The sequence below is a fragment of the Kitasatospora sp. NPDC051705 genome (genome assembly GCF_044453265.1).
Taxonomy (GTDB): Bacteria; Actinomycetota; Actinomycetes; order Streptomycetales; family Streptomycetaceae; genus Kitasatospora.
Window position 1 is genome coordinate 199,294 of sequence record NZ_JBITCO010000007.1, and the last position, 25,286, is coordinate 224,579.

Consider the following 25,286-nt stretch of genomic DNA (forward strand, 5'->3'; position numbering starts at 1 on the left):
GTCTTCGGGTCCTCCGGAGCGCACGGTGTGCTCCCGCACGGCGTGCGCCGGGTAGACGGCAGGGAACGGCACCGCCCGGCGGGTGGTGCCGTCGCCCGGTCACACCGGGCGACCGTCCACGGTTGCCCGGGCGGGGAGGGGGCGCCACCGGGCCGAAGGTCGGGCGGATTCGTGACCAAGGTCCCGAAGCGGACGGGCCCTGCGCCCGTGCCGCGACGGCCCCCGACCAGTCCTGCCGGGCCCGGGCCCGCATCGCCCCGCTGCGCGGCTCCGGCAGGTGATCCTTCTCACCCCTGACCCCTTTTCGGCCCATTTGCCCACCGCCCGTGGGGTTGGGCCCGTGCTCGCGAGCGCGGCTCGGAGGGGCGGGGCCGGCCGGAAGCCGGTGCGCAGGAAGTCGGCCCGGCCGACTTCCTGCGCACCAGCGGGGGAGGGGCCGCAGGACACGGCCTGGATCACGGATCGAACAGCGGCGGCTTCCCCGCGGTCGGCGGCCGGAACGGGCCGGCACCTGAACCGGTGCCAGGCCCTGCCGTGTTCCCGCAGCCGCCTCAGGAGGGGGTGATGTCCCACAGCTGGCGCGGGTTGTCGTCGCGGAAGCTCTTCACCACCGGGCTGCCGCTGGTGGTCGCCTCGATGACGTAGTTCTCGTCGAGCATCTGGCCGATGACGACCCGGTCGCCGACCCGGTCGAAGGCCCACTGCTGGGTCGGGACGTTCGGGTTGCACTTGACCACCGGGAGCGGCTCGCCCGGGTTGGCCGGCGCCTGGAGGCAGTTGCCGCGCCTGCCCACGCTCTCGATCAGGTAGCCCCGGGGGGACGGGCGCAGGAGCCAGTCCTGGAAGGCCCCGCCGTTGGCCTCCCAGGTGACGGCGACGGGCCCGAACGAGCTGGCGTCCAGCGCTCCGTTCGTCTCCTCGTTGAAGAAGCGCACGTTCTCGGCCACCACCACCGGCCGACCGGCCGAGGCGCCGGCGGCCGAGGCGGTGGGGGCGGTGGCCGGCACACCGGCGACGGCGATGGCCGTGGCGGCGACGGCGGCGGCCTGCTTGACACTGAACAAGAGGATTCTCCTTCTGCGCTGTTCCCTCGGATCCGTGACTCGACGTCCGGTCACGGATCCGACGCAAACACCCGCCCCGGGCCCCGGCAAGACGGGTGACCCCTATGGATCCGTACACCGACCGGATGGCCCGGAACCGCCGCAACCGTCGGCGTGTCCCCGGGGCCGCGGCGGGTGTCCCTACCGGAGCCGGTCCGCCCCCGAGGCGAGGGGCGGACGGCGAGGGAAGGCCCGGGGGAGCGGCCCCGCGCCCGGACCGGCCCCGGGTGGTGCACGGACGAGCCCGTCGCCGCCGAGCGGGACCGGCCGGGCGCCGGGGCGCCGGTGGCCCCGGCGGGGGCGTTGTCACAGGGGGGTGCCAGCATGCTGCCCATGCTCGCCACCTGTCCTGACCAGCGCCGTAACGACCCGTCGGACCTGCCCGGCCTGCGGGGTGACTTCGAGGTGCACCTGACCGTGGGGCCGGGCGCCGCCGAGGCGCTGGCCGCGTGGGCCGCCGACCACGGCCTGAAGTTCACTCACATCCTGCTGGCCCGGGGAGCGGCGCCCTCCCAGCCGATGCTCACCCTGCGCGCCCGCGGCACGCTGGAGGAGACGGCCGCGGCGACCGCCCGCACCGCCGGGCGGCTGGCCCGGGCCGGGTTCGCCGTCCTGCGCACCAAGATCGAGGCCACGCCGTGGGCCGAGGGCGTCCCCGCCACGGACGGCGACGCCGCGGCGCACGGGCCGCACCGGTACTTCGAACATCACTTGACGTCCTCTCGGCCTTAGCGGGCTGAGATTCCTACCACGGTCGTTTGGCCGTCTCGGTGGGTTCCTGCTTCAACGCGCTGCGCCGGAACGGGGCCGGTCTTACCTGCGCTCTGCGAGGCGTTTAGCCTGTCCGCCCGTCCGGCGGCCAGGATGTTACGTGCGGCGTTGACGTCGCGGTCGTGGGTAGTGCGACAGCGCTCGCAGGTCCAGTGCCGGATCGAGAGGGGCTTGGGGCCGTCCTTGATCCCGCAGGCCGAGCAGATCTGGGAGGTCGGCTCGAAGCGGCCGATGCGGCCGAAGTAGCGGCCGTTTTTGACGGCTTTGTACTCCAGCATCATGAGGAACTGTGACCATCCGGCGTCGTGCACGGACTTGGCGAGGTTGGTCCGGGCGAGGCCCGAGACGGCGAGGTCTTCCACGTACAGGGCTTGGTTGTCGCGTACGAGTCGCGTGGATTCCTTGTGGTGCCAATCCCGGCGTCGGTCGGCTACGCGGGCGTGCTGGCGCGCGACCTTCCTGCGGGCCTTGGCCCGGTTGTTGCTGCCTTTCGCGCACCGGCTCAGGGCCTGTTGCATCCGCTTGAGCTTGCGCTCGGCTTGACGCAGGAACTTCGGCGCGTCGATCTTCTTCCCGTCGGACAGGACGGCGAAGTGAGTGAGCCCGAGGTCGATCCCGGTCTCGGCGTCCAGATCACCTCCGAAGTCCAGGTCGGCGGTGATATGCGGCGCGGTCTCCACGACGAAGCTGGCCCAGTACCGGTCCGCGGCGTCCTTGGTGACCGTGACCGAGGTCGGCGTGGCCGGAAGCGGCCTCGACCAGCGGACTTCGAGGTTGCCGATCTTCGCCACGTACAGACGGCCGTTGTCCCGCAGGCGGAAGCCGTTGACGGTGAGCCGGATCGACTGCCGGCTGTCCCGCTTGGACCTGAAGCGCGGCGGCGCGATCTTCGGCCCCTTGCGCTTGCCGGTGACCGAGGAGAAGAAGTTCCGGTAGGCGGTGTGCAGGTCCCGCAGGGACTGCACCAACACCACCGATGACACCTCCGCCAGCCATGCCCGATCCTCAGTGCGCTTCGCCGCGGTGAGGACCTGTTTCTGCAGGTCGGTGTCCCTGATGTACGGAAGCCCCGCAGCGTGGGCTTCCTGACGCGCCCGAAGGCCGTCGTTGTACACCACGCGGGCACACCCGAACGCCCTTGCCAACGCCATGCGCTGACCAGACGTGGGATACACCCGATAGTTGTACCTGAGCTGCACGACCGCGATCGTATCGTCCGCTCCATGGCACCCGAAACTGACTACAGGCGAGCAAGGCCTTCGTTTCGATGGTGCACATTCATTTGCCCTTCGTGACCAAGCACCGGCGCGACGTGTTCAGCGATGAGATGCCGCACCGCTATCGATCTGCGATGACCGACAACCAGTCCGCGCGTCCGCCAAGTGGGTGGAACTGGAGTGCGGACCCTGGCGTGGCGTTTGGCTTCCCCGCGCGCCCCCCTCGACGGCCCGCGTCCGTCGTCCTGCTGCGCGCCCGCTGGCTGGCACCGCTGATCGGCGAACTGCGGCCGGTGCTGGCCGAGGAGGGCCTGGACGCCGTCCTGCGGCGCACCTCCGAGCGGCACACGGGGACCGCCGACTCCCTGGTGATCGTCTGCGAACTGCTGGGCGGCGACCTCGAGTCCGCCCGAAGGGCCATCGCCGACCACCACGGCGGCGAGGACGACTGGCGCGTGCGCGGGCTCGCGGACGCCGCCGAGCGCTACGCCGCCCAGCGCACCACCGGCTGACCCCTGACCGCACCGTTCTTGACGGTCCGTCAGTACGGGCGGGGCCGGCACGCCGGCCGTGCCGGCCCCGCTCCCCGCAGGTCGCGGCCCCGCCCCGACGCCGGGCCCGGTTCCGGGGCCGCCCCGGCCCGGTGCTTCAATCCGGGCAGGTGCATGCCGACCAGGACGGCCGAAACCGCCCGCGCCGCCACGCACCCGCACCCCGTGCACGCGTCGGCCCCCGCCCGGCCGGACCGACGGGGACCCCGGGCGGACCAGCCCGGGCCGCACCAGGGGAGGGAGCCCGCGTGGCGTCCGTGGGAGAGAGACTGAGCAGGACCCGGGCCCGGGCCTTCATCGGCCGCGAGGAGGAACTCGGCCGCTTCACCCGCGCCCTGGCCGGGGACCCGCACGCACCCTTCGCGTTCTACGCCTTCGGCCCCGGCGGCATCGGCAAGTCCGCCCTGCTGCGCACCCTCGCCGACCGCGCCCGCACCGCGGGCCGCCCGCTCCTCGAACTCGACGGACGCTTCGTCAGCCGCGACCCGGCCGACTTCGAACACGCGGCCGCCGGCTTCCTCGGCACCCCCGGCACCGTCCTCCTCGTCGACTCCTTCGAACACTGCCAGTGGCTGGAGACCTGGCTGTGGCAGCGCTTCCTGCCCCGCGCCGCCGACGACACCCTGGTCGTCCTGGCCGGCCGCCTCCCACCCCAGCCCCAGTGGACCGCCGACCCCGCCTGGGCCGGCCTGCTCGACGTCCGCGAACTGCAGCCCTTCTCCGACGACCAGGCCCGCAGCCTGCTCACCACCGCCAGGGTCCGGCCCGAACTGCGCGAACGCGTCCTCGGCTTCGCCGGCGGCAACCCGCTCGCGCTCTCCCTCGCCGCGGCCGCCGGCTCCACCGGCTGGAACCGGGAGGAGGTCTGGGCCCCCTCCGCCGACCTCCTGCGCACCCTGCTCACCGGCCTGATCGGCGAAGTCCCGACGGCCGCCCACCGCCGCGCCCTGGAAGTCGCCGCCCAGGCCCACGCCACCTCCGAGGAACTGCTCGCCGCCGTCCTGCCCGACGAGGACGCCCACCCCCTCTTCGGCTGGCTGCGCGACCTGCCCTTCATGGAATCCACCCCCCGCGGCCTGCACCCGCACGACGCCGCCCGCGAAACCCTCACCGCCGACCTGCGCTGGCGCGCCCCCAACGCCTTCGAGACGATCCGCCGACGCCTCGCCCAGGAATACCTGCGCCTGCTGCGCGAAGCCCCCGAGGAACGCGTCCGGACCGTCACCGACGAGCTGTTCTACCTCTTCCGCGAGAGCCCCGTCCTCACCCGGCTGCGCACCTGGTCCCGCGAGGACGAGGTGCACGACTGCCCCCTGCGCCCCGAGGACACCGACACCGTGCTGCGGATGGCCGAACGGACCGAGGGCCCCGCCTCCGCCGAACTGGCCCACTACTGGATGCGCCGCCAGCCGCAGGCCTTCAGCGTCTACCGCCGCGTCAGCACGGGCGAGACCGTCGCGTTCACCGCCCGCCTCGTCCTGCCGGCCCCCGCCGACCCCCTCGACCTGGCCACCGACCCCGTCGTCGCGGCCGCCTGGGCCCACACCGAGGCCACCGCACCCGTCCGCCCCGGCGAACACATCGGCGTCAGCCGCTTCACCGTCTACCCCGAGCAGTACCAGCTCCCCTCGCGCGTCATCGACCTCAGCAGCTCCCGCGCCCAGGCCGAGGCCGCCCGGGCCCACGGCCGCGCCTACGGCTTCGCCGTCTGGCGCGACGCCGACACCTGGGCCGAACGCGTCAAGGGCACCCTGGAGGACACCGGGGCCCGGCCGCTCGTCGGCGAGCACACCTACGGCGTGTTCGGCGTCGACTGGCGGGAGGAGGGCGTCGAGGCCTGGCTCGGCCGCTTCCTCGACGCCACCGACGCCCCCGCCCGGCCCGGCCCCTCCGCCCTCTCCCGCAGCGCCTTCGACCAGGCCGTGCGCGAGGCACTGGCCCACTGGCGGGACCCGTCCGCCTTCGCCGCCTGCGCCCTGACCCGCACCCGCCTGGCCGCCGACCTCGCCGACCCCGCCGAGGACCTGCGCGCCCTGCTGCGCCGGGCCGTCGACGACCTCGCCGGCGACCCGCGCGGCGTGCGCGCCCGCGAGGCCCTGACGGCGGGCCACTTCTCCGGCGCCCCGACCCAGGAGGCCGCCGCCCGCCGCCTCGGCCTCCCGTACGGCACCTACCGGCGCCACCTGCGCCAGGGGCTGGACCTGCTCTGCGAGGCCCTGTGGCGCCGGGAGCTGCACGGGACGCGGTGACGGCGGGTCCGGCGGGTTGGACGGGTCCGGCGCGGCCGCGGGGGAGCGGGGCCGCGCCGGCCGGCGTGCTCGGTGGACAGCCGCGGACAGCAGTGGACAGTCCCCGCCCCCGCCGGGCCTGGAGAGTGGACACCGCCCCGCACCAGGGTGTCCGTCATGACCCCCCACCGCACACCGCCGGGGCGCACCGCCGCCGCCCCCGCCCCCGGCGCACCCCCGGCCCCGCGGGCGCCGTCAGCCCGGCGGCCGGGGGCCGCGCTCGCGGTGCTCGCCGCGGCCCAGTTCACCGTCATGCTCGCCACCTCGATCGTGAACGTGGCCCTGCCCCGGATCCGCACCGGCGTCGGCCTCTCCGACACCGGCACCACCTGGGTCGTCAACGCCTACGGCCTGGCCTTCGGCGCCCTGCTCCTGGCGGGCGGGCGGGCCGCCGACCTGTTCGGCCGCCGCCGGGTGCTCACCACCGGCCTCGCCCTGTTCGCGGCCGCCTCGCTCGCCGCGGGCCTCGCCACCACCCCCGCCGCCCTGATCGCCGCCCGCGCCGTCCAGGGCCTCGGCGCCGCCGCCGTCGCCCCCGCCGCGCTCGCCCTGACCATGGACCTCTTCCCGCCCGGCCCCGGCCGCGGCCGCGCCCTCGGCGTCTGGGGCGCCGTCTCCGGCGCCGGGGGAGCGGGCGGCGTCCTGCTGGGCGGCGCCCTCACCCAGGCCTGGGGCTGGCCGTGGATCTTCCACTGCGTCGCCCTCGGCACCCTGCTGGTCCTCGCCGCCACCGTGGCCCTCCTACCGCGCACCGCCGACCACCGCACCGCCGACCGCCGCACCGGCCGCCTCGACCTGCTCGGCACCGCCACCGTCACCCTCGCCCTGACCTGCCTCGTCTGGGGCCTGACCACCGCCCGCGCCGCCGGCTGGAGCGACACCCCGGTCCTGGCCGCCCTCCTCGCCGCCGCCACCCTCCTCGCCGCCTTCGCCGCCCTCCAGCTGCGCCGCGCCCGCGGCGGACCGGACCCGCTGATCCCGCCACGCCTGCTCACCACCGGCCGGGTGGCCGCCGGCAACCTCCTGATGGCCCTGCTGGGATCCGTCTGGATCGCCCTGTTCTACTTCCTGCCGCTGTACCAGCAGCAGGTCCTCGGATCAGGACCGCTGCTCACCGGAGTCGGCCAACTCCCCCTCGCCGCAGCCAACATGCTCGGCTCCGCGCTCGCCCCGCGACTGTCCCGCCGGATCGGCGCCCGGGCGACGGTCACCGCCGCCCTGGCCACCGAGGCCGCTGGCCTGCTGTGGCTGTCCCGCATCGATGCCCACGGCGGCTACCTCACCGACGTCCTGGGCCCCAGCGTCCTCGTCGGCCTCGGCCTGAGCACCGCCTTCGTCCAGCTCACCGCCTTCGCCGTCGGAGGCCTGCCGCCCCAGGACACCGGACTGGCCGGCGGACTGGTCAACACCACCCGCCAGGTCGGCGGCGCCATCGGACTGGCCGCCCTGGCCACCCTCGCCGGCTCCGTCACCGCCCACGCCGCCACCCACACCCCCCACCCGGAGGCCCTCACCGCCGGCTACCGCGCCGCCTTCACCGCCTCGGCCGCCCTGCTGGCCGCCACCGCCGCCCTCGCCTGGATCCTCACCCGAAACACCAAGTCATCAGCACAGCAAGCAATCTGACGTCCACCCGCTCCACCCGGAGGAAGAAACCCGCCATGACCACCGCCAAGCCCTACCTGACCGGCCACTACACCCCCCTCGTCGACGAAGTCACCGCCACCGACCTGACCGTCGAGGGCACCCTGCCGCCCGAACTCACCGGCCGACTGCTGCGCAACGGCCACAACCCCAAGCCCGGCATCACCCCCACCCACTGGTTCAAGGGCAGCGGCATGGTCCACGGCATCCGCCTGCGCGCCGGCCGCGCCGAGTGGTACCGCAACCGCTGGGTCCACACCCCCGCCCTCGACGGCGCCCCCTACATGACCGAGACCGGCCCCGACCTCACCGCCAGCACCGCCGGCACCCACGTCATCGAGCACGCCGGCCGCCTGCTCGCCCTCTGCGAGGCCAACCTCCCCTTCGAACTCACCCCGGAGCTGGAGACCGTCGGCGCCTACGACTTCGACGGCAAGCTGCGCACCGCGATGACCGCCCACCCCAAGGAGGACCCGGTCACCGGCGAGCTGCACTTCTTCGGCTCCTCGCCGATCCCGCCGTACCTCGTCCACCACGTCGTCGACGCCAAGGGGCAGCTCGTCCACAGCGCCGAGGTCCCCGGCGCGAGCGCCGCCCTCAAGCACGACTTCGCCCTCACGCGCCGCCACGTCATCTTCATCGAGGGCAACGTCACCTTCGACCCGCAGGAGCACTCCGGCATCCCCTACGCCTGGCGCGACGACCAGCCCGCCCGCATCGGCGTGATGCCCCGCGGCGAGGACGGCGCCCGGCACGTGCGCTGGTTCTCCATCGAGCCCGGCAACATGCTGCACGTCTCCAACGCCTACGAGGACGGCCGGGGCCGCATCATCCTGGAGGGCCCGACCGTCGACCGCGAGGGCTTCCGGCTCTCCTGGAACTGGTGGGTCGGCGCCCCCGGGCGCGGCACCGAGCCCAACACCCGCTCCTTCACCCGCCGCTGGGTGATCGACCCGGTCGCCGGCACCGTCGACGAGCAGATCATCGACGACCTGGCGGTGGAGTTCCCGACCCTCAACGAGCAGTACCAGGGCGTCGAGAACCGCTACCAGTACGCCGTCTCCTTCCCCGACGAGCAGGGCTTCGGCGGCTACGGCGTGGTCAAGTACGACCGCTCCACCGGCGCCCGCCGCATCCACCAGATCGGCGACGCCCGGCTGCCGAGCGAGGCGGTCTTCGTCCCCGCCGCCGGAGCCACCCGCGAGGACGACGGCTACCTGCTCACCGTCGTCTCCGACCTCAAGCAGGACGCCTCGCAGCTGCTGGTCCTCGACGCCTGCGGCCTCGACCGGGTCGCCGCCGTCCACCTGCCGCACCGGGTGCCCGGCGGCATCCACGGCTCCTGGATCCCCGACACCCCGGCCGACCGCCCCGCCGCCTGACCGGCCGGCGCCCCGACCGGTCCCGGCCACCCGCCCGGTCCCGGGCGCCCGGCCACCCGACCACCTGACCGCGTGGCCCCCGGGCCGCGCCGGGCCCCGCCGAGCGACCTCCCCCACCGCCCGGCGGGGCCCGCCCGTTCTGCCGACGGATTATGGCCCGTCTCCCGAAATCTCGGCCGTGAAGAGGGGGCATGACGACCCGGCATCAATGTCAGTGGCGTGCGCTAGGTTCCTCAGCCATGGATGACGGGAGGTGTTCCTTTGCTGTCCGGACGTAAGTACCGGCTTGAACTCGACACGAATCAAGCCGAGTTGTGCGAGATCTTCGGTGGCCTGTGCCGTTCGGTGTGGAACACCGCCCTGGAACAGCGTCGCGAGTACCGCCGGCGCGGTGCGTGGATGAACTACGTGCCACAGGCCGCCGAGATGGCCGCAGCGAAGCGGGAGTTCCCCTGGCTGGGGGAGGCGCCGGCCGACGTGCTGCAGCAGACGCTTCGGGATCTGGACCGGGCATGCCGGGACAACGGCACCTTCAACGTCAGATGGCGCTCCAAGACGCGTTGGCTGCCCTCGTTCCGGTTCCCGGCGGGGAGACGCATCACCGTGGAGCGCATCGGCCGCCGGTGGGGCCGGGCGAAGCTGCCGAAGCTGGGCTGGGTCCGGTTCCGCTGGTCCCGGCCGCTCGGTGGTGAGGTGCGGTCGGCGACGGTCACCCGGCGAGGGCGGCACTGGTACATCTCCTTCCTGGTGGAGGACGGAAGAAGTCCAGCGCAACGCCATGCGATGCCGGCCACCGCCGTGGGTGTGGACCGGGGTGTCCGGGTCGCCGTGACCACCAGTGCGGGTGGCTTTCACGACCGGTCTTTCGTCACCACCGGTGAGCGGAAGCGGTTGCGCTGTCTGCAGCAGCAGCTCGCCCGATGCAAGCGCGGCAGCAACCGCCGCCACCGCGTGCTGGAGAAGATCAACGCCATCACCGGCCGCGTGCGCAACCGCCGCGCCGACTTCTGCGCACAGACGGCCAGCACGCTGGCCACCCGCAACGCCGTCGTGGTGCTCGAGGACCTCCGTATCCGCGACATGACCGCGTCGGCGGCCGGCACCCGGGATAAGCCCGGCCGCAACGTGCGGCAGAAGGCCGGACTCAACCGCGCCATCCTGGACAAGGGCTGGCACTTGCTGGAACAGGCGCTCCGCAATGCGGCGCGCACCACCGGCACCAGTGTGGTGCTGGTCAATCCCGCGTACACGTCACAGACCTGCCACGCCTGCAAGAACGTGGACCCGAAAAGCCGCAAGAGCCAAGCGGTCTTCGAGTGCACCGCCTGCGGACACCAGGACCACGCCGACGTGAACGCCGCGAAGAACATCCTCAACGCCGCAGGACATGCGGTGTCAGGGCGTGGAGACCTCGGGAATGCCCGGTCCGGGAAGCGCCAACCGCCGGCCACACGCACCCGCACGGTGCACGCGGCCGGAATTCCCGCCCCTTGGGGCGGGGAGGACGTCAATCAGTGGCCCTGCGGGAGCCGCGGACTGGCGCACGGAGTGACTACCGGGCGGTGGGCGGGCTGATCCGGACCTCCTGGCCGCAGACGGTGACCCGGGCCGGCTTGCCGGCCTGGTCCACCACCGGGACGCGGACCTCGGCGCCCCCGCCCGGCGCGGTCACCTCGGCGGCGCCGGCGGTCACCAGCGGGTTGCAGTTCCCGCTGTCCGGCCCCTTGCCGTTCATCTCCGAGTAGCGCAGGGCGAACACCGCCCGCTTGCCGGGGCCCAGCGCCAGCGTGGCGGGGCCGCCCCTGCCGGCCCCGGTGGCCTTCGGCCCCTTGCCCAGGTGGAACTCGAGCCTCGGGTAGCCGGCCAGCGTGCAGGCGTGGGAGCCGGAGTTGAGGGCGACGAGTTCGGCGTTCGCCGGGTCCCGGTCGGCGCTGCCCTCGGCGGTGAGCCGGGTGAGCGTCCACGTCAGCTCCTCGCCGCGGCACCTGCCGTCCTGCGGCCCGCCGGAGCCGGGTCCGGAGCCGGTCGTCGCACCGGTGGTGGCCGGCGTGCCGGGCCGCCCCGTGGGCGCGGCCGTGGACTGGCCCGCGAGCGGTGCTGCGGACACCGGTGCTGCGGACACCGGCGTTTCGGACACCGGCGCGGCGGCCTCGGCCTTCGGCGAACCGGCCGTGGAGCCGGCCGTCGAAGTGGCCGCGGAGCCGGAAGCGGAAGCCGAACCGCCGCCGGCCCCGCAGGCCGTCAGAGTGAGCCCGGCCAGCAGCGCGGACACCGAAACCGTCAACAGGGAACGCGAACCCATGGATCCCCCCGGATCATCAGGACAGCCGACGGGCCGCCCCCGCCCGGCCTGGCTGTGCATCGTCAGTCAGCAAGGAAGACACCGGGACCGGCCCGGCGGTTGCCCCCGCCCGCGAGGGTCTGGCCGACCCCCGTCCGCGCGGTTAGCCTCACCCGTATGGATCATGACGAACAGTCACGGCACGCCTCCTCCTTCGGCGCGGCCGCCACCGCCTACGCCGAGCACCGCCCCGACTACGCCCGGGCCGCGGTGCACTGGGCGCTCGAAGCCGCCCCCGGCCCCCGCGTGCTCGACCTCGGCGCCGGAACCGGCAAGCTGACTGCCGTCCTGGCCGCCCTGGGCGCCGACGTCACCGCCGTCGAACCCGACCCGGCGATGCTGGCCGAGCTGCGCCGCCGCCTGCCGGACGTCCGCGCCCTGCCGGGCAGCGCGGAGGCGATCCCGCTGCCCGACGCCTCCGTCGACGCGGTGCTGGCCGGCAACGCCATGCACTGGTTCGACATGGCCGTCGCCGGGCCCGAGATCGCCCGGGTCCTCGCCCCGGGCGGCGTCCTGGCCGGCCTGTGGAACCTGATGGACGACCAGGTCCCCTGGGTCGCCGGGCTCGCCCGGGTCGCCGGGAGCGCGGCCGTCGGCCCCCGCGATACCCCCGCGAGCTGGCGCGCCGCGACGGCGCACATGCACCTGCCCGGGGCCGGCGCGCCCGCCCGGTTCGGCTCGCCGGAGCAGGCCGACTTCCCGCACGGGCAGCACCGCACCGCCGACACCCTGGTCGACACCCTCGCCACGCGCGCGGGGATGATCGTCATGCCGGAACCGGAACGGGAGGACGCCCTCGCCCGGATCCGCGCCTTCCTCGCGGACCGGCCGGAGACCGCCCACGGCGGGTTCACCCTCCCGATGCGCACCGGCGTGCTGCGCACCCGGCGGCTCTGAGGCCGCCGGCCGTCACAGCCCTGGGCCGCCGCCGACAACTGCCGGTGGGCCCGCGGCGCCGTGACGGCGGGCCCGTCAGCCGTCGCCCTTGATGATCTTCATGGTCAGGTGCGAGTCCACCCGGGCTACGGCCGGCAGCCCCATCAACCGGGCGGTGAGGAAGCTCTCGTAGGCGGCGTGGTCGGCGACCGCGACCCGGACGAAGTAGTCGGGCCGGCCGAAGAGCCGGCGGAACTCGATCACCTCCTCGTAGGAGGCCACCGTCGACTCGAACTCCTCCACCGTCTGGAGGTCGTTGACGCCGATCTCGACCGCGACCACCACGTCGAAGCCCCGCCCGGCCGCCGCCGGGTCGATCCGGGCCCGGTATCCGGCGATGATCCCGGCCTCCTCCAGCCGCTTCACCCGGCGCAGGCACGGCGGCGGGGTGAGGCCGACCCGCTTGGCCAGTTCGACGTTGGTCAGCCGGCCGTCCTGGCGCAGGTGGAACAAAATTTCACGATCGACGCCGTCCAGCATTTCTTTGTTGCTCACAGTGCTACTCCCGGGCAATTATTGGAAACCATATTACCCGGAATTCGTCCTAGAATTTCCCTCATGGATTCCGCACCAGGCGGGACGCTCACCCGTCCCGTTCCGCCGCCCCCTCCCGCCGCCGGACCGCACACCCCCGGACCGAACGCCGCCGGATCCCACGCCGACGAGCCCGACACCGCCGCGCCGAGCGCCCGGGCGGACCTGGCCGCCGCGCTCCGGGACTCCAGCTCCGTCGGCCTGGGCCTGTTCCCGCTCGGCATCGCCTTCGGCGTGCTGGTCGCCCACGCGGGCCTGAGCTGGTGGTGGGCCACCGCCTTCACCGCGCTGGTCTACGCCGGGTCGCTGGAATTCCTGCTGATCGGGCTCGTCGTCGCGGTCACCCCGCTCGCCCAGATCGCCCTGACCGCGTTCCTGGTGAACTTCCGGCACGTCTTCTACGCCCTCTCCTTCCCCCTGCACCGGGTCGGCGGCCGCTTCGGCCGGGCGTACAGCACCTTCGCCATGACCGACGAGGCCTACGCCCTGACCACCGGCGAGCAGGCGCGTTCCTGGAGCGGGCGGCGCATCATCTGGCTCCAGGTGCTCTGCCAGGCCTACTGGGTCGCCGGCGGCACCGCCGGAGCCCTCTTCGGGGCGCTGGTGCCGGCGAAGCTCGTCGGCCTCGACTTCGCGCTCACCGCCCTGTTCGTCGTCCTGGCCGTCGACGCCTTCCGGGCCCGGCGCGACATCCCCACCCCGGCGCTGGCCCTGGTCTGCGCCCTCGCCGCGCGCTTCGTCCTGCCCGGCCAGATGCTGCTGGCCGCCACCGCGCTGTTCACCGCCGCCCTGCTGGCCCGCCGCGCCCTCGCCGGACGCCGCGCCCTCGCCGGACGCCGCGGCCCCGCCGGGCACCGCACCGCAGACGGCCGCCGTACCGCCGCCGCGAAGGAGCCGACCCGTGCCTGACACGTCCTACCTGCTGGCCGCCATCGGCGTGTCCGTCGCCGTCACCTGGGGCCTGCGTGCGCTGCCCTTCGCCGCCCTCGCCCCGCTGCGGGCCAGCGCGGTGCTCCACTACCTGAGCGCCCGGATGCCGGTCGGCGTGATGGTGATCCTCACCGTCTACGCCCTGCGCGACCTCCCCCTCACCAGCCCCGTCCGGGCCGCCCCCACCCTGCTCGCCCTGGCCGCCACCCTGGGCCTGCACCTGTGGCGGCGCAACGCCGTCCTGAGCATCCTCGGCGGCACCGCCGTCCACGTCGCCCTCGCCAGCACCCTCTTCGCCCACCCCTGAGGCCGGCGGCACGCCCCGGATTTCCGCCAACCACTTTTCCCCGGAATAGGCTTGACGCCTTCGAGGAAACCTCGCCCGCCGTCCGGGGAACGCCCGCCACGCGGCGGCCGACCGGCGTATTCCGGCCCCGGAAACGCGACGACACCGCGCACAGGGAAACCGTCCGCCGCGGAACTAGAGTGACGGTCCATCCCCCGATCTTCGCAGGGAATCCCGGCCTTCAGGCCGGGCGGGAATGCGATCCTTGGCCCGGAGCCGCGAAGCGGCGGAGTTGGCTGCGGCTCCGGAGTGACGGTCAGACGGGCCGCTTCTGGCCTTCGATGTACTCCTTGACGATGCTGAGCGGCGCTCCGCCGCAGGATGCGGCGAAGTACGAGGGTGCCCAGAACACGGACCCCGTCCCGGTCCGGTTGATGCGCCCGGTGTACTCGGCGCGCAGGTACCGAGAACTGACGCCCTTGAGGCTGTTGACCAGTCTGGACAGGGCGGCCTTCGGCGGGTAGTGCACCAGCAGGTGGACGTGATCGCCTTCGCCGTTGAACTCGCGCAGCTCCGCACCGAAGCTGTCGCACACGTCCCGCATGATGGCTTCGCAGCGGGTCAGCATGGCGTCATCGAAGATCTCACGCCGGTACTTGGTGACGAACATCAAGTGCGCGTGCAGGTTGTGGGCGACGTGGTTTCCCCGCCGTATATCGGGGTCTGGTTCCCAGCGTGGTGACATGGGCCAAGTGTCGTGTGGTCATGTCGGCCTTGGAGGGGGGTGGGCCGGATGATCCGTGCGTACAAGTTCCTCATGCGGCCCACCGTGGGCCAGCAGCAAGCACTTGCCGAGATGTTGCGGGACGCAAGGTGCGCCGCCAACGCCTCGACCACGCCCACAAGACTGCACTCGGCCTCGTGCGTCAGCATGACTTCATCGCGCACGAAGACCTCAAGATCCGTAACATGCTGTGGTCCCCCGCACCGAAGCCCGACCCCGAGACGCCGGACACCTTCCTGCCCAACGGCGCGGCGGCCAAGGCCGGCCTCAACCACTCGATCTCGGATGCCGGATGGGGGGTGTTCCTGACGATCCTGCACGCCAAGGCTGAAAGCGCCGGACGGGAAGTGATCGCCGTGGACCCCCGCAACACCTCCCGCACCTGCCCTCCCTGCGGGCACACCGCGAAGGAGAACCGGCCCACCCAGGAAACCTTCCACTGCGTCAGCTGCGGCCACCAGGCACACGCCGACACAGTGGGAGCCATCAACGTTCTACGGGCCGGGCTGGCCCGTCGCGAAGCCGTATCGGCTTAACGAGAAGCCCCGGCGTTTACGCCGGGGAGGAGTCACGGCATGCCGCATCAGTGAACTGGTCATCGACGCCGCCGATCCCGAGCGGCTCGCCGCGTTCTGGCGCGAGGTCCTCGGTTACGTCGAACTCGACCGGGACGACGACGGGAGCATCGAGATCGGCCCGCCCGGGTCCGTCCCCGGCGGCCCGCAGCCCACCCTCCTGTTCAGCCCGAGCGAGGACCCGCGCACCGGGAAGCTGCGGATGCACATCGACGTCAACGCCACCGACCGCGACCAGGACGCCGAACTCGAGCGCCTGCTCGCCCTCGGCGCCCGCCCCGTCGACATCGGCCAGAGCGGCGAGGAGAGTTGGCACGTCCTGGCCGACCCGGAGGGCAACGAGTTCTGCCTCCTGCGCACCCGGCTCAGCCCCCTGTGACGGTCGACCGTCCGGCCCGGCCGGGCGCCGCGTCGGCATCCGGCCGGGGCGCTCCCGAGGCGGTTACAGCACCTCGGCCGGGTCCGCGTGGGCGTGCATGGCGACCACCAGGCCGTCGCGCAGGGTGAAGACGTCGGCGGCGGTGATGTCCAGCGGGCTGCCGTCGGTGAGCACGCCGTGCACGTGGTGGACGATGACGACGTCCTCGCCGCGCCGGTAGGCGGTCGGCTCCGAGTGCATCTCGCCCCACATCGCGTACGAGGCGCTCAGGTACTTGTGCACGGCGTCCCGGCCCCGGTGCACGCCCCCGTTGGGGAACTCCTCGGGCTCCACCCAGTCCACGTCGGGGTGCAGGTCGGCGACGGCGGTGTCGATGTCGCCCCGGGCGTAGGCGGCGTAGGCGGCCAGCACGAGGGCGACGTCGGGATCGGTGGGGTCCGCGGGCTGCGCGGGGGAGGAGGTCATGGGCGGGACGCTATCCCGGGTGCCGCCGCCCGGCGGCGCTCGTTCGTGGCGCCGGGGAAGCGCGTCGGCCCGCCCGGCGCGGCCGGGGTTGTGGAGCCTGGCCGCACGCCCCACCAGGTTCCGCGCGCCCCACCAGGGCCTACGGGCGCCGGGCCACGAACACCAGCTCCCGCCCCGGCCGGTCCGGCGCGCCGCGCACCTCCTCCAGTACCAGGCCGGCGGCCGCCAGGTCCGCCTCGACCTCCGCCCGCTCCCGGAATCGCAGCGTCGAGTCCGAGGTCAGCACCTGCCCGTCCGCGCCGAACACGTACGTCCAGCGGAACGCCACCAGCGGCCCGCGCACCTCGACCAGCTCCACCCAGCTCTCCACCGGCCCGGCGCCGGGGACTTCGGTGACGCGGTGGGAGCGCTCCCGGGTCCACTCCTCCCAGGCCCGGGCCGCCGGATCGCGGGTCTCGAACACCAGGCGCCCGCCGGGGCGCAGCGCCTCCCGGGCTCCCCGCAGGGTGCGCCGCCAGGCGGGCGGGTCGGCGATCGCCTGGGCGACGTTGGCCGTCATCGTCGCCAGGTCGACGGCTGGCGGCGGCAGATCGTCGGCGTCGCCGTGGATCCAGCGCACCCGGTGGCCGCCCGGTTTGGCCCTGGCCACGTCGATGGACGCCGCGGCCGGATCGACCCCGGTCACCTCGATGCCGCGCCCGGCCAGCAGCAGTGCGAACACCCCGGTGCCGCAGCCGATGTCCAGGACCCGACGCGCGCCGAACTCCTCCACCATCAGCAGGTAGGCGTCCAGGTCGGTGCGGTCGGGGTCGAGGGCGTCGTGGACGGCGGCGAGCCGCGGGTGCCCGAAGCACTCGTCAGCCATGCGAACGGCCCTGGGCCTCTCCGGCGGTGGCCCGGGCCTGCCCGGAGGTGGCCCGGGCCGAGGTGGCGTGGAGGGAGCCGAGCAGGGCGAGGGCCCGGGCGCTGGGGCTGCCGGGTTCGGCCTGGTAGACGACGAGTTGCTGGCCGGGTGCGTCGCGCACGTCGAAGGCCTGGTAGGTGAGGGTGAGCGGGCCGACGTCCGGGTGCAGGAAGTGCTTGGCCTCCTGGGTCTTGCCGCGTACGGTGTGGGACTCCCACAGGCGGGTGAAGTCGGTGCTGTGCGCGGTGAGGGTGCGGACGAGCTCCTGCAGCCGGGGGCTGCCGGGGTCGAGCCCGGCGGCCTGCCGCAGGTGGCCGACGACGGCCTGGGCGGTGTGGCCCCACCGTTCGTAGAACTGCCGGCCCGCCGGGTCGAGGAAGACCATCGAGGCGAGGTCGTCCATCCGCTCGAAGGGCGAGTGCAGGGCCTCGGCCAGGGCGTTGGCCGCCAGGACGTCCAGGGTCCGGTTGACGACGAACGCGGGGGCGGCCGGGTAGCCGTCCAGTAGTTGGCGCAGGGCGGGGCTGACCAGGTCCGTGGTGTGGGCGAACCGGTTGCCCGGCACCGTCTCCGCCACCTGGTGCAGGTGCGCCTGCTCGTCCGGGCCCAGCTGCAGGGCGCGGCCGAGCGCGTCGATGACCTGGGCCGAGGGGTGGCGTTCGCGGCCCTGTTCGAGGCGGGTGTAGTAGTCCGCGTTCACCCCGGCCAGGACGGCGACCTCCTCCCGGCGCAGTCCGGCGACCCTGCGCGTCCCGTGGCTCACCACACCCGCGTCCTGCGGCCGCAGGGCCGCACGGCGGGCGCGCAGGAACTCTCCCAGCTGGTTGTCCGTCACGCCCCCACCCTAGGGTCCCTCTCCGTGCCCTGCCCGGGTGCACTGCACCCAGGCGGGGCGCGTCCTGGCCGGTCGTTCCCGGCGTGCCCAGACTCGGTGGCGCGGAACGGTTCCGCACGCAGCGACGAAGGGAGTCCGTCCTTGACGGGCAGCACCGAGCAGGGCGGTGTCGACGTGGTCGGCACGTGGGTGACGGCGGGCGGGTACATCCGCCAGGAGCTGCGGGCCGACGGCCGCTACGACGAGGCCCGCGGCAGCCGCCGCCACGCCTACACGGGCCGTTACACGCTCACCGGCCACCACCTCGACTACGTCGACGACACCGGGTTCACCGCCACGGGCGACATCCGGGACGGGGTCCTCCACCACGAACACCTCGTGCTCCACCGAGAGGAGAAGCAGGCATGACGCAGGACAGGGGCAAGGTCGTCCTGGTCACCGGGGCGAGCAGCGGGATCGGGGAGGCCACCGCGCGCCGCCTCGCCGCCGACGGCCACCGCCTGCTCCTCGGCGCCAGGCGCGCCGACCGCCTCGCCGCGCTGGCCGGCGAGCTCGAAGCCGCGGGCGGCACCGCGGCGTTCCGGCGCCTGGACGTCACGGACGCCGCCGACGTCCGGGCCTTCGTGTCCGAGGCCCGCAGCCGTTACGGCCGGGTGGACGTGTTGGTCAACAACGCCGGGGTGATGCCGCTCTCGCCCCTGGAAGCGCTGCGGACGGACGAGTGGGACCGCATGATCGACGTGAACCTGCGGGGAGTCCTGCACGGCATCGCCGCCGCGCTGCCCGTGATGCGGGCCCAGGGCGGCGGGCACCTGGTGAACGTCGCGTCCGTCGGCGCGTACGAGGTCTCTCCCACCGCCGCCGTCTACTGCGCCACCAAGTTCGCCGTGCGCGCGATCACCGAGGGGCTGCGCCAGGAGTGCGGCGGGGACATCCGGGTCACCCTCGTCGCTCCCGGCGTGACGGAGTCCGAGCTCGCCGACGGCATCGCCGACCCCACCGCCCGGGAGGCCATGCGGACGTACCGCGCCGTGGCCCTGCCCGCGTCCGCCGTCGCGGACGCCATCGCCTACGCCGTCTCCCAGCCCCGGGAGGTCGACGTCAACGAGCTCGTCGTCCGCCCCACGGCGAGCGCCCAGTGAGCGCTGGCGGCTGCGCTCCGGTCGGGGTGCCGAGCGTCGCGGCACCTTACTGATCGTTTCAAAATGGGTTGAGCTGCGTAGGTTGTGCGGTCGGGAATGTGCAAGGCCGATCGAGTGCTCTGCCAATGTCACGGCGAGCAGTTCCCTCTAGCTCGCGCATTCGGGCCTCCACGGTGAGCGTGGCGGGCGGGGTCGCTGCCGAGTCGAGCATGTGCGCCACGACGAGCGGAGGCACGGCGGAGACGGCCACCAGGATGGCGGAGGTCTGCATGTAGCCACGATCTGTCAGGTGTGCCACAACCTGAGCTGACGGTGCGAGGCAGAGGGTGGCACCAGCGCCGATAGCGGCTCGCTCACTGACAGCAGCACGAGTGCGGCTTCCGCGACGTGTGCCCGGCGACCGACAAGGTCGCCGGGCAACACCAGCAGGCTCACGGGCGGGACGGCGGCGCCTCACGGCCCTGCGAAACGGCGTGAATCAGGGCAGCCAGGACACCTTGATGTTGCCTGCACTCCCGGCGAAACCACTAGTGTCGCTGATGGGGCCGGGGCTGCTGCCACCGTAGCCGCCAATGCCGGCGGACCCGAAGTCGCCGCTGGCGCCGCCGGCGCCGCTCGAAGACTCGGTACCGGCGCCACCGTGTGACCCGTCGTCAGTTACCAGCACGCCGACGCCACCGCAACCGGTAGCGGTGGCAATGCCTCCGGCGCCGCCGCCGCTCAGCGGAACCCCAAAAGCATTGCTTAGGCTGCCGCCGCCTCCGCCGCCGCCCGCAGAGAGCTGCATGCCGGTACCGGCACTTAGGGTAGATGCACCACCGCCGCCACCACCAAAGCCGAGAACATCCTGGCTCGCGCCGGCGCCACCTTCCGCCCCGCCGCCCCCGTCACCACCGGCTGCGTTGCTGCCGCCCGAGCCGCCGCCCGAGCCCCCCGCTCCCGCTGCGAACTCAGTTCCGCCACCACCGCCGCCACCGACCGTACCGGAGAGGACGGTGCCCCTTGCCAGGAGCTTCGTGCATCGAACACTAGCGCCGCCGCCACCGCCGCCACCGCCATGAATGTCACCGAATTCGGAACCCGCCCCGCCCCCACCACCACCCCCAATGAGATGGAAAGTCACCACCAGCCTGGCGGGGAGCCTGCACGTAAATGAGCCGGTGTACTCGCGGCCGTTCACGCAGTCGGGCGGGGCGGCGGCGTGGGCGGAGGCGGCTAGGGGGGCCGCTACTAGTGCGCTGGACGCCACCACGAGGGCGGCAGCCAAGGCGGTTCTGCGCTGCTTGATGCGGGTGGTGGAACGCATGACGAGACCTCTCAGATCTGCGGACCGCGATCGGATGTCGGCGCGGTAAGTAGGATTTGTCCGACTCACGAGTCATGGGCAGCATGACATTCCGTTCACATTCCGGCCAGTCACGAGGCGAGCACTCCGTGTGATCACTGTAGTGAATGCCTGTCATGGGCATTCCGGCAGCCGGTACGCCACCACGCGGCGCCCCACACCCGCACCCGAGGACCACCACGGCTTGCCCTTCACCCGCCGCCTTGTCAGCCCGGGCGGTGGCCGCAACCCGGAGCCTGCGCGGGATGTGCCTCCCGGCTCGGGCCCTCCATCCCTTGAGGTCGGGCACTTGCGACAGCCTGTCCGGGCCGCCGCATCGGTCGCTTCAGGAGGATTTTCGAAGGCGCCGCAGGCAGATGATGCCGCAGGCGAGGTCGAGCAGGCCCTGGTGGAGGTCTGCGCGTTGCTCGTAGCGGGTGCGCAGGCGCTTGAACTGGTGGAGCCAGGCGAAGGCACGCTCTGCGACCCAGCGCACGGTGCCGAGTCCGGAGCCGTGGGCGGCGCCGCGGCGGGCGATCATCGGCTTGATGCCGCGCTTCCAGAGCAGGCGGCGGTACTTGTCGAAGTCGTAGCCCCGGTCGGCGTACGGCGGTTTCTAGGGGTCGTTGCAACACGTGGTCGGTTTGATCAGGCCGCGACGAGTTTATGCAGGCGCTCGGCTGGGGTTTCCCAGCCGAGCGTTTTGCGTGGGCGGCCGTTGAGTTCGGCGGCGATGTGGATCCGCTCGTCCTCACGCAGGTACCGGGACACGGCGCAGGGCGCCCGCTCGGGTCGAGCGGGCGCCCTGAACCTGTTCGGGTCCGTCCGGCCGTTGGGCCACTCGCGTCCAGTACGCGGGTGAACGCCCACCAGCCGGGACGCCTCTCTGTTGCTGTAGCCCTGTCGCACGAGCCGGAAGTATTCCTCCCGTTCGGCACGGAGCTTCCTGGGCCCCTGCGGCTTCCGGTCCTCGCGAATCTCGAAGTCCATCGCACCCCTTCAGCTGGGGTGTTGCGACAACCGCTAGAACCCAAGTACAGGCGCCGGGGCCTGCGCCGCGGACGTCCTCGCAGTCCGCGGATCGGCTGTATCGCGTCCAGCAGGGGAAGCAGCTGAGTGACGTCATGGCGGTTGCCTCCGGTGAGCGTCACGGCGAGCGGAGTGCCCCAACGGTCCACGATCACATGGTGCTTGGAGCCGGGGCGTGCGCGGTCAACGGGCGAGGGGCCGACATGATTGCCCCCTTTGAGGGCCCGGACGTGCGAGCCGTCCACGGCGCAGTCGTCCAGGTCCAGCAGATTCGCGCGGCGCAGTTCGGTCAGCAGCGCGGTGTGCAGGCGGGGCCAGACGCCGGCCTCGGTCCAGTCCCGCAGTCGGCGCCAGGCCGTCACTCCGGAGCAGCCCACGGCCTGCGCGGGGACATCACGCCAGGCGACACCGGTCCGCAGCACGTAGACGATGCCGGCCAGGGCCGCCCGGTCCGGAAGTCGCAGCCGCCCGGGGTGGCAGTAACGCCGACGGGGAGCGGGCGGCAGCAGCGGAGCCACCCGCTCCCAGAGACCATCCGGAACAAGATCAACACGCATCCGGACAGCTTGGCGACCAAGATCGACAAGCGCAAGGAGCCCAGCTCAACCCATTTTGAAACGATCAGTTAGGCGGGCCGTTCCGCGGGGGTCCGGGGGCGGCCGGCGCGGGCATACTGACCGGGCCGTCCGGCACGGCGGGGGATCAGGAACCGACTTAGCGTCAGTTCAACTTGTCTGGCGGCGAGTTGATCGTGCGATGTCAGCCGTCATCGAGCCCGAGGAGCCCCCCTTGCCCGACCAGACGCCGAGACCCGGCGAGAAGCCCGGCGCCGCGCCCGACCCCGCCCAGGAGGCCTTCGAGCGGTGCACCCGGCTGGTGCTCGCAGGCCGGTACGAGGAGGCGCTGGCGGCCACCGACGAGGCCGCGCGGCTCCTGCGGGGCCGGCTCGCCGGGGCGAGGGGCGCCGCGGCCCGGGGTGCCGCCGCCACGCTCGCCTACGTGCTGGTGCTCCGCTGCGAGGCGCTGTCCAAGCTGGCGCGGTGGGAGGAGTGCCTGGCCACCGCCTCGGAGGCGGTGGCGCTGGGCCGGGGCCGGCAGACCGACGCGCCCTTCGCCGCGCCGCTGGGCGCCACGCTGCTGGGGCTCGGCACCGCCCTGTGGGGGCTGGGGCGTCCGCAGGAGGCGGTGACGGTGACCGGCGAGGCCGTCGGCCTGTACCGCCGGCTGGCCCACGCGGACGCCGCCTACCGCCCGCAACTGGCCAACGCGCTCAGCCAGTTCGGCGTGGTGCTGTCCCGGCTCGGGCGGTACGCCGAGGCGTTGAAGGTCACCCGGGAGTCCGTGGTGCTGATGCGCCGGCTGGCCGCGGCGGACCCGGTGACCCACACGCCCGGGCTGGCCCAGGCGGTGAACAACCTGGCCCGCCGCCAGTCGGCCCGCAACCAGCACCGCCGGGCGCTCAGGAGCGCCCACGAGGCCGTGGCGCTCTACCGGAGGCTGGCGCGCGCGAACCCGGCGGTGCACCGGCGGGACCTCGCGATGGGGCTCGGCAACCTGGCCAGGATGCACGACACCCGGCAGGGGGCGCTGGCCGCGGTGGAGGAGTCGGTCGCCATCCTCGAGGAGCTGGACCGGGCCGAACCCGGCGTCCACGGCGCACTGCTCGCCGATTCGCTGTCCCTGCTCGCGGCGGCGCTGGCAGACCTGGGGAGGTTCGGCGAGGCGGCCCGGGTCACCACCCGGGCGCTGGCGATGATGCGCGAGCAGGCGGCGCTCAACCCGGTGGCCCGCCGCGGCGACCTCGCGCTGGCCCTGGCCTTCCACGCCCGGGTTCGGGCCGAAGCCGGGACCGACCTCGCCGAGGCCCTGGCCGCCGCCACGGAGTCCCTCGGCCTGATGCGCGGGCTCGCGGCCGAGATCCCCCGGCTCTACGGCTCCCCGCTCGCCGAGGTCACCGCCCTGGAGGCCCGCCTGCGCTCGATGGCGGGGCCCCCGGAGCGCGGGTAGCGAACCCCCGGCCCGCCCGGGGCGCCCGCCGGCCCGGACCTCGGCCGGTTCACCGCACAGGGGCACCGGCGGGCGCCGGGGCGGGCCGATCGGGCCGGGGGCCGGGCGCGCCGGTTGCCGCCGTCCGGCGCAGGGCCCAGATTGGCAGGGGCGGCGCCGTCCGCGGCCCCGGGGCCCCTGGTCCCGTACGACCGGGCCGACCGGGCCGCCCGGAGGGCCGATGCGGCCCGCCCCGGTCCGGCCCGGACGAACGTGAAGAGGTGCGGCGATGAGCATGGTGGAGGAGTCGATCGACGTGGACGTGCCGGTCCGCGTCGTCTACGACCAGTGGGCGACCTTCGAGGAGTTCCCCGAGTTCATGGAGGGCGTGGAGGAGGTCCGGCAGCTGGACGACCAGCACGCCCACTGGCGGACCAAGATCGCCGGTCTGGCCCGGGAGTTCGACACCGAGATCGTCGAGCGGGTGCCCGATGCGCGGGTCGCCTGGCGCACCACCGGCGAGAGCGTGAAGCACACCGGCACGGTCGACTTCGAGGCGCTCGGCGCGGACCGCACCCGGGTGCGGATGACCATGGTCTTCCACCCCACCGGCCTGGCCGAGAAGGCCGCCGACAAGCTGGGCGTGCTCGACCGCCAGGTGCGCGGTGACCTGCGCCGCTTCAAGACCTTCGTCGAGGACCGCGCCACCGGGGGCTGACGCAGGCCGCGGCAGGACCGGGGCCCGCGGTGTCGTACGGCCGGAGTAGCTTCGACCCCGATACCGAACGAACCGGGGGGCCGACCGCATGACCGACCAGACCACCACGACCACCGCCACCGCACCCGCCGTGGGCACCGCCTCCGCGACCGAGACCGCACCCGCCGTGGGCACCGCGACCGAGACCGCACCCGCCGTGGGCACCGCGACCGAGACCGCACCCGCCGTGGGCACCGCGACCGCGACCGCACCCGCCGTGGGCACCGCGACCGCGACCGCACCCGCCGTGGGCACCGCCTCCGCGACCGCGACCGCACCCGCCGTGGGCACCGCCTCCGCGACCGCGACCGCACCCGCCGTGGGCACCGCCTCCGCGACCGCGGCCCGACTGCACCGGCTGGCCGAGGCCTCCGGCGGGCTGGTGGCCCTCGACCCGGGCATCGACGACGCCCGGATGGACGCCTGGCCCGTCCCGGTGCCCGAGGAGGTCCGGGCCCTGCTGCGCTCGGTCGGCGGGGTGCGCGTCACCGTCAGCCGCTCCGCCGTGAACGGCCACGAGTCCCACGAGCACGTCGACCTCGACCATGCCTACAACCGCGGCCGGTACGCCAACGCCGACGTCAGCTGGTACCAGGACCACGCCGGCGGGGTCGGCACCCACTGGTTCGTCCACACCGACCACGGCGACGGCCACACCTACGTGGACGTCGACCTGCGCACCGGGGCCTGGGGCCCGGTGTTCCGGTTCTGGGACGCCGCCGACACCGACCGCATGGCACCCTCCCTGACCGCGTGGCTCGACCACCTGGCCGACTGCCTGGAACAGGCCCTCGCCGCCACCGGCACCAGGGGTACCGCGGCCGACGTCGGGGCCTTCGGCCGCCGGTTCGGGGACCTGTGGCCCGACGGCGACCGGCGCACCACCAGCGTCGAGGACGTCACCGCGGCCCGGCTGCGCACGAGCGGCGACGACGTGCTGCGCGCGGCCGCGGAGGGCCTGCCCGACGACGCCAGGCTGGCCGACCTGCGCTCCGTCACCGGCCGCGCCGCCGTCGACTTCTGGGCGATCGGCGCGACCTGCCGCTACGCCCGCCTGGCCGGCGGGGGAGTGCTGGTGGCCCTGCCCTGGGACGGCGAGTAGCCCGACCACGGCCCGGGCGGG

24 protein-coding genes and 3 pseudogenes are annotated in these 25,286 nt (G+C 73.7%); 16 read left to right on the forward strand and 11 right to left on the reverse strand.

What is annotated here, in order from left to right; all coding sequences use genetic code 11:
* Positions 1–551: 551 nt before the first annotated feature.
* On the reverse strand, positions 552–1,064 hold the full coding sequence (locus ACIA8Q_RS12270) for a ricin-type beta-trefoil lectin domain protein (RefSeq protein ID WP_396317110.1): 513 nt from the start codon (positions 1,062–1,064) through the stop codon (positions 552–554).
* Between the two features lie 363 nt (positions 1,065–1,427).
* Between ACIA8Q_RS12270 and ACIA8Q_RS12275 the strand changes: the two genes are divergently transcribed.
* On the forward strand, positions 1,428–1,835 hold the full coding sequence (locus ACIA8Q_RS12275; protein ID WP_396317111.1) for a hypothetical protein: 408 nt from the start codon (positions 1,428–1,430) through the stop codon (positions 1,833–1,835).
* On the opposite strand, the gene ACIA8Q_RS12280 is transcribed toward ACIA8Q_RS12275, so the two are convergent.
* A complete protein-coding gene (locus ACIA8Q_RS12280; RefSeq protein ID WP_396317112.1) occupies positions 1,832–3,073 on the reverse strand; it encodes an RNA-guided endonuclease InsQ/TnpB family protein in 1,242 nt (413 codons plus the stop codon). The genes ACIA8Q_RS12275 and ACIA8Q_RS12280 overlap by 4 nt on opposite strands.
* Before the next feature lie 212 nt (positions 3,074–3,285).
* On the opposite strand from ACIA8Q_RS12280, the gene ACIA8Q_RS12285 reads away from it, so the two are divergent.
* The 5 genes from ACIA8Q_RS12285 to ACIA8Q_RS12305 all read left to right on the forward strand — a co-directional run bounded on the left by ACIA8Q_RS12285 (position 3,286) and on the right by ACIA8Q_RS12305 (position 10,531).
* Positions 3,286–3,603, forward strand: a complete 318-nt coding sequence (locus tag ACIA8Q_RS12285) for a hypothetical protein (protein WP_396317113.1) — start codon at positions 3,286–3,288, stop codon at positions 3,601–3,603.
* Positions 3,604–3,899: 296 nt separating this feature from the next.
* Positions 3,900–5,891: an ATP-binding protein gene (locus ACIA8Q_RS12290; protein ID WP_396317114.1), complete on the forward strand. Its 1,992-nt coding sequence runs from the start codon at positions 3,900–3,902 to the stop codon at positions 5,889–5,891.
* A gap of 156 nt (positions 5,892–6,047) precedes the next feature.
* A complete protein-coding gene (locus tag ACIA8Q_RS12295; protein WP_396317115.1) occupies positions 6,048–7,556 on the forward strand; it encodes an MFS transporter in 1,509 nt (502 codons plus the stop codon).
* Between the two features lie 35 nt (positions 7,557–7,591).
* Complete coding sequence (locus ACIA8Q_RS12300; RefSeq protein WP_396317116.1) at positions 7,592–8,956, forward strand: carotenoid oxygenase family protein; 1,365 nt, start codon at positions 7,592–7,594, stop codon at positions 8,954–8,956.
* A gap of 261 nt (positions 8,957–9,217) precedes the next feature.
* A complete protein-coding gene (locus tag ACIA8Q_RS12305; RefSeq protein ID WP_396317117.1) occupies positions 9,218–10,531 on the forward strand; it encodes an RNA-guided endonuclease InsQ/TnpB family protein in 1,314 nt (437 codons plus the stop codon).
* Here ACIA8Q_RS12305 and ACIA8Q_RS12310 read toward each other — a convergent pair.
* On the reverse strand, positions 10,509–11,063 hold the full coding sequence (locus ACIA8Q_RS12310; protein WP_360210420.1) for a DUF4232 domain-containing protein: 555 nt from the start codon (positions 11,061–11,063) through the stop codon (positions 10,509–10,511). The two genes, ACIA8Q_RS12305 and ACIA8Q_RS12310, sit on opposite strands and share 23 nt — an antisense overlap.
* Positions 11,064–11,414: 351 nt before the next feature.
* Between ACIA8Q_RS12310 and ACIA8Q_RS12315 the strand changes: the two genes are divergently transcribed.
* Positions 11,415–12,194, forward strand: a complete 780-nt coding sequence (locus ACIA8Q_RS12315; RefSeq protein WP_360210418.1) for a class I SAM-dependent methyltransferase — start codon at positions 11,415–11,417, stop codon at positions 12,192–12,194.
* A gap of 75 nt (positions 12,195–12,269) precedes the next feature.
* On the opposite strand, the gene ACIA8Q_RS12320 is transcribed toward ACIA8Q_RS12315, so the two are convergent.
* Positions 12,270–12,713, reverse strand: coding sequence for an Lrp/AsnC family transcriptional regulator (locus tag ACIA8Q_RS12320; RefSeq protein ID WP_360210624.1), 444 nt, complete (start codon positions 12,711–12,713; stop codon positions 12,270–12,272).
* A 219-nt stretch (positions 12,714–12,932) separates the two neighbouring features.
* Between ACIA8Q_RS12320 and ACIA8Q_RS12325 the strand changes: the two genes are divergently transcribed.
* On the forward strand, positions 12,933–13,676 hold the full coding sequence (locus tag ACIA8Q_RS12325) for an AzlC family ABC transporter permease (RefSeq protein ID WP_396317173.1): 744 nt from the start codon (positions 12,933–12,935) through the stop codon (positions 13,674–13,676).
* The gene (locus ACIA8Q_RS12330; RefSeq protein WP_360210414.1) at positions 13,669–14,004 is read left to right on the forward strand and encodes an AzlD domain-containing protein; all 336 of its coding nucleotides are present in this window, start codon (positions 13,669–13,671) and stop codon (positions 14,002–14,004) included. Before ACIA8Q_RS12325 ends, ACIA8Q_RS12330 begins: the two co-directional genes overlap by 8 nt.
* Positions 14,005–14,299: 295 nt before the next feature.
* Here the strand turns inward: ACIA8Q_RS12330 and tnpA are convergent, their stop codons facing one another.
* Positions 14,300–14,728, reverse strand: coding sequence for an IS200/IS605 family transposase (gene tnpA, locus ACIA8Q_RS12335; protein ID WP_396317118.1), 429 nt, complete (start codon positions 14,726–14,728; stop codon positions 14,300–14,302).
* 122 nt (positions 14,729–14,850) lie between these two features.
* Between tnpA and ACIA8Q_RS12340 the strand changes: the two are divergent.
* Together ACIA8Q_RS12340 and ACIA8Q_RS12345 are read left to right on the forward strand one after the other, a co-directional pair.
* Positions 14,851–15,303, forward strand: a pseudogene (locus ACIA8Q_RS12340) (RNA-guided endonuclease InsQ/TnpB family protein); the annotation flags it as partial.
* Between the two features lie 46 nt (positions 15,304–15,349).
* A complete protein-coding gene (locus ACIA8Q_RS12345; RefSeq protein ID WP_387902778.1) occupies positions 15,350–15,721 on the forward strand; it encodes a VOC family protein in 372 nt (123 codons plus the stop codon).
* A 63-nt stretch (positions 15,722–15,784) separates the two neighbouring features.
* Here the strand turns inward: ACIA8Q_RS12345 and ACIA8Q_RS12350 are convergent, their stop codons facing one another.
* The 3 genes from ACIA8Q_RS12350 to ACIA8Q_RS12360 form a co-directional block, all read right to left on the reverse strand.
* Positions 15,785–16,186 (reverse strand): nuclear transport factor 2 family protein, encoded by a 402-nt coding sequence (locus ACIA8Q_RS12350; RefSeq protein WP_360210410.1) that lies wholly within the window; start codon positions 16,184–16,186, stop codon positions 15,785–15,787.
* 139 nt (positions 16,187–16,325) lie between these two features.
* Positions 16,326–17,051 carry a class I SAM-dependent methyltransferase gene (locus tag ACIA8Q_RS12355; RefSeq protein ID WP_360210408.1) on the reverse strand — a complete coding sequence of 242 codons (726 nt, stop codon included), beginning with the start codon at positions 17,049–17,051 and terminating at the stop codon, positions 16,326–16,328.
* The gene (locus tag ACIA8Q_RS12360; protein WP_360210406.1) at positions 17,044–17,925 is read right to left on the reverse strand and encodes a helix-turn-helix transcriptional regulator; all 882 of its coding nucleotides are present in this window, start codon (positions 17,923–17,925) and stop codon (positions 17,044–17,046) included. Before ACIA8Q_RS12360 ends, ACIA8Q_RS12355 begins: the two co-directional genes overlap by 8 nt.
* A gap of 141 nt (positions 17,926–18,066) precedes the next feature.
* Between ACIA8Q_RS12360 and ACIA8Q_RS12365 the strand changes: the two genes are divergently transcribed.
* Both ACIA8Q_RS12365 and ACIA8Q_RS12370 read left to right on the forward strand, forming a co-directional pair.
* Positions 18,067–18,333, forward strand: coding sequence for an Atu4866 domain-containing protein (locus ACIA8Q_RS12365; protein WP_360210404.1), 267 nt, complete (start codon positions 18,067–18,069; stop codon positions 18,331–18,333).
* On the forward strand, positions 18,330–19,067 hold the full coding sequence (locus tag ACIA8Q_RS12370) for an SDR family oxidoreductase (protein ID WP_360210402.1): 738 nt from the start codon (positions 18,330–18,332) through the stop codon (positions 19,065–19,067). The genes ACIA8Q_RS12365 and ACIA8Q_RS12370 overlap by 4 nt, the downstream gene beginning before the upstream one ends.
* A 1,670-nt stretch (positions 19,068–20,737) precedes the next feature.
* Here ACIA8Q_RS12370 and ACIA8Q_RS12375 read toward each other — a convergent pair.
* From ACIA8Q_RS12375 to ACIA8Q_RS12385, 3 genes and pseudogenes are all read right to left on the reverse strand, one after another.
* Positions 20,738–20,986 (reverse strand): annotated as a pseudogene (locus ACIA8Q_RS12375) (transposase); the annotation flags it as partial.
* Positions 20,987–21,039: 53 nt separating this feature from the next.
* A complete protein-coding gene (locus ACIA8Q_RS12380) occupies positions 21,040–21,381 on the reverse strand; it encodes a hypothetical protein (RefSeq protein WP_360210636.1) in 342 nt (113 codons plus the stop codon).
* Positions 21,336–21,977, reverse strand: a pseudogene (locus tag ACIA8Q_RS12385) (IS5 family transposase); the annotation flags it as partial. The gene ACIA8Q_RS12380 and the pseudogene ACIA8Q_RS12385, both read right to left, overlap by 46 nt.
* Positions 21,978–22,209: 232 nt before the next feature.
* Here ACIA8Q_RS12385 and ACIA8Q_RS12390 point away from each other — a divergent pair.
* The 3 genes from ACIA8Q_RS12390 to ACIA8Q_RS12400 all read left to right on the forward strand — a co-directional run bounded on the left by ACIA8Q_RS12390 (position 22,210) and on the right by ACIA8Q_RS12400 (position 25,265).
* Positions 22,210–23,427, forward strand: a complete 1,218-nt coding sequence (locus ACIA8Q_RS12390; RefSeq protein WP_396317119.1) for a tetratricopeptide repeat protein — start codon at positions 22,210–22,212, stop codon at positions 23,425–23,427.
* 268 nt (positions 23,428–23,695) lie between these two features.
* Positions 23,696–24,124: an SRPBCC family protein gene (locus ACIA8Q_RS12395; protein WP_360210398.1), complete on the forward strand. Its 429-nt coding sequence runs from the start codon at positions 23,696–23,698 to the stop codon at positions 24,122–24,124.
* 88 nt (positions 24,125–24,212) lie between these two features.
* Positions 24,213–25,265 (forward strand): SMI1/KNR4 family protein, encoded by a 1,053-nt coding sequence (locus tag ACIA8Q_RS12400; protein WP_396317120.1) that lies wholly within the window; start codon positions 24,213–24,215, stop codon positions 25,263–25,265.
* The last annotated feature ends 21 nt before the right edge of the window (positions 25,266–25,286 follow it).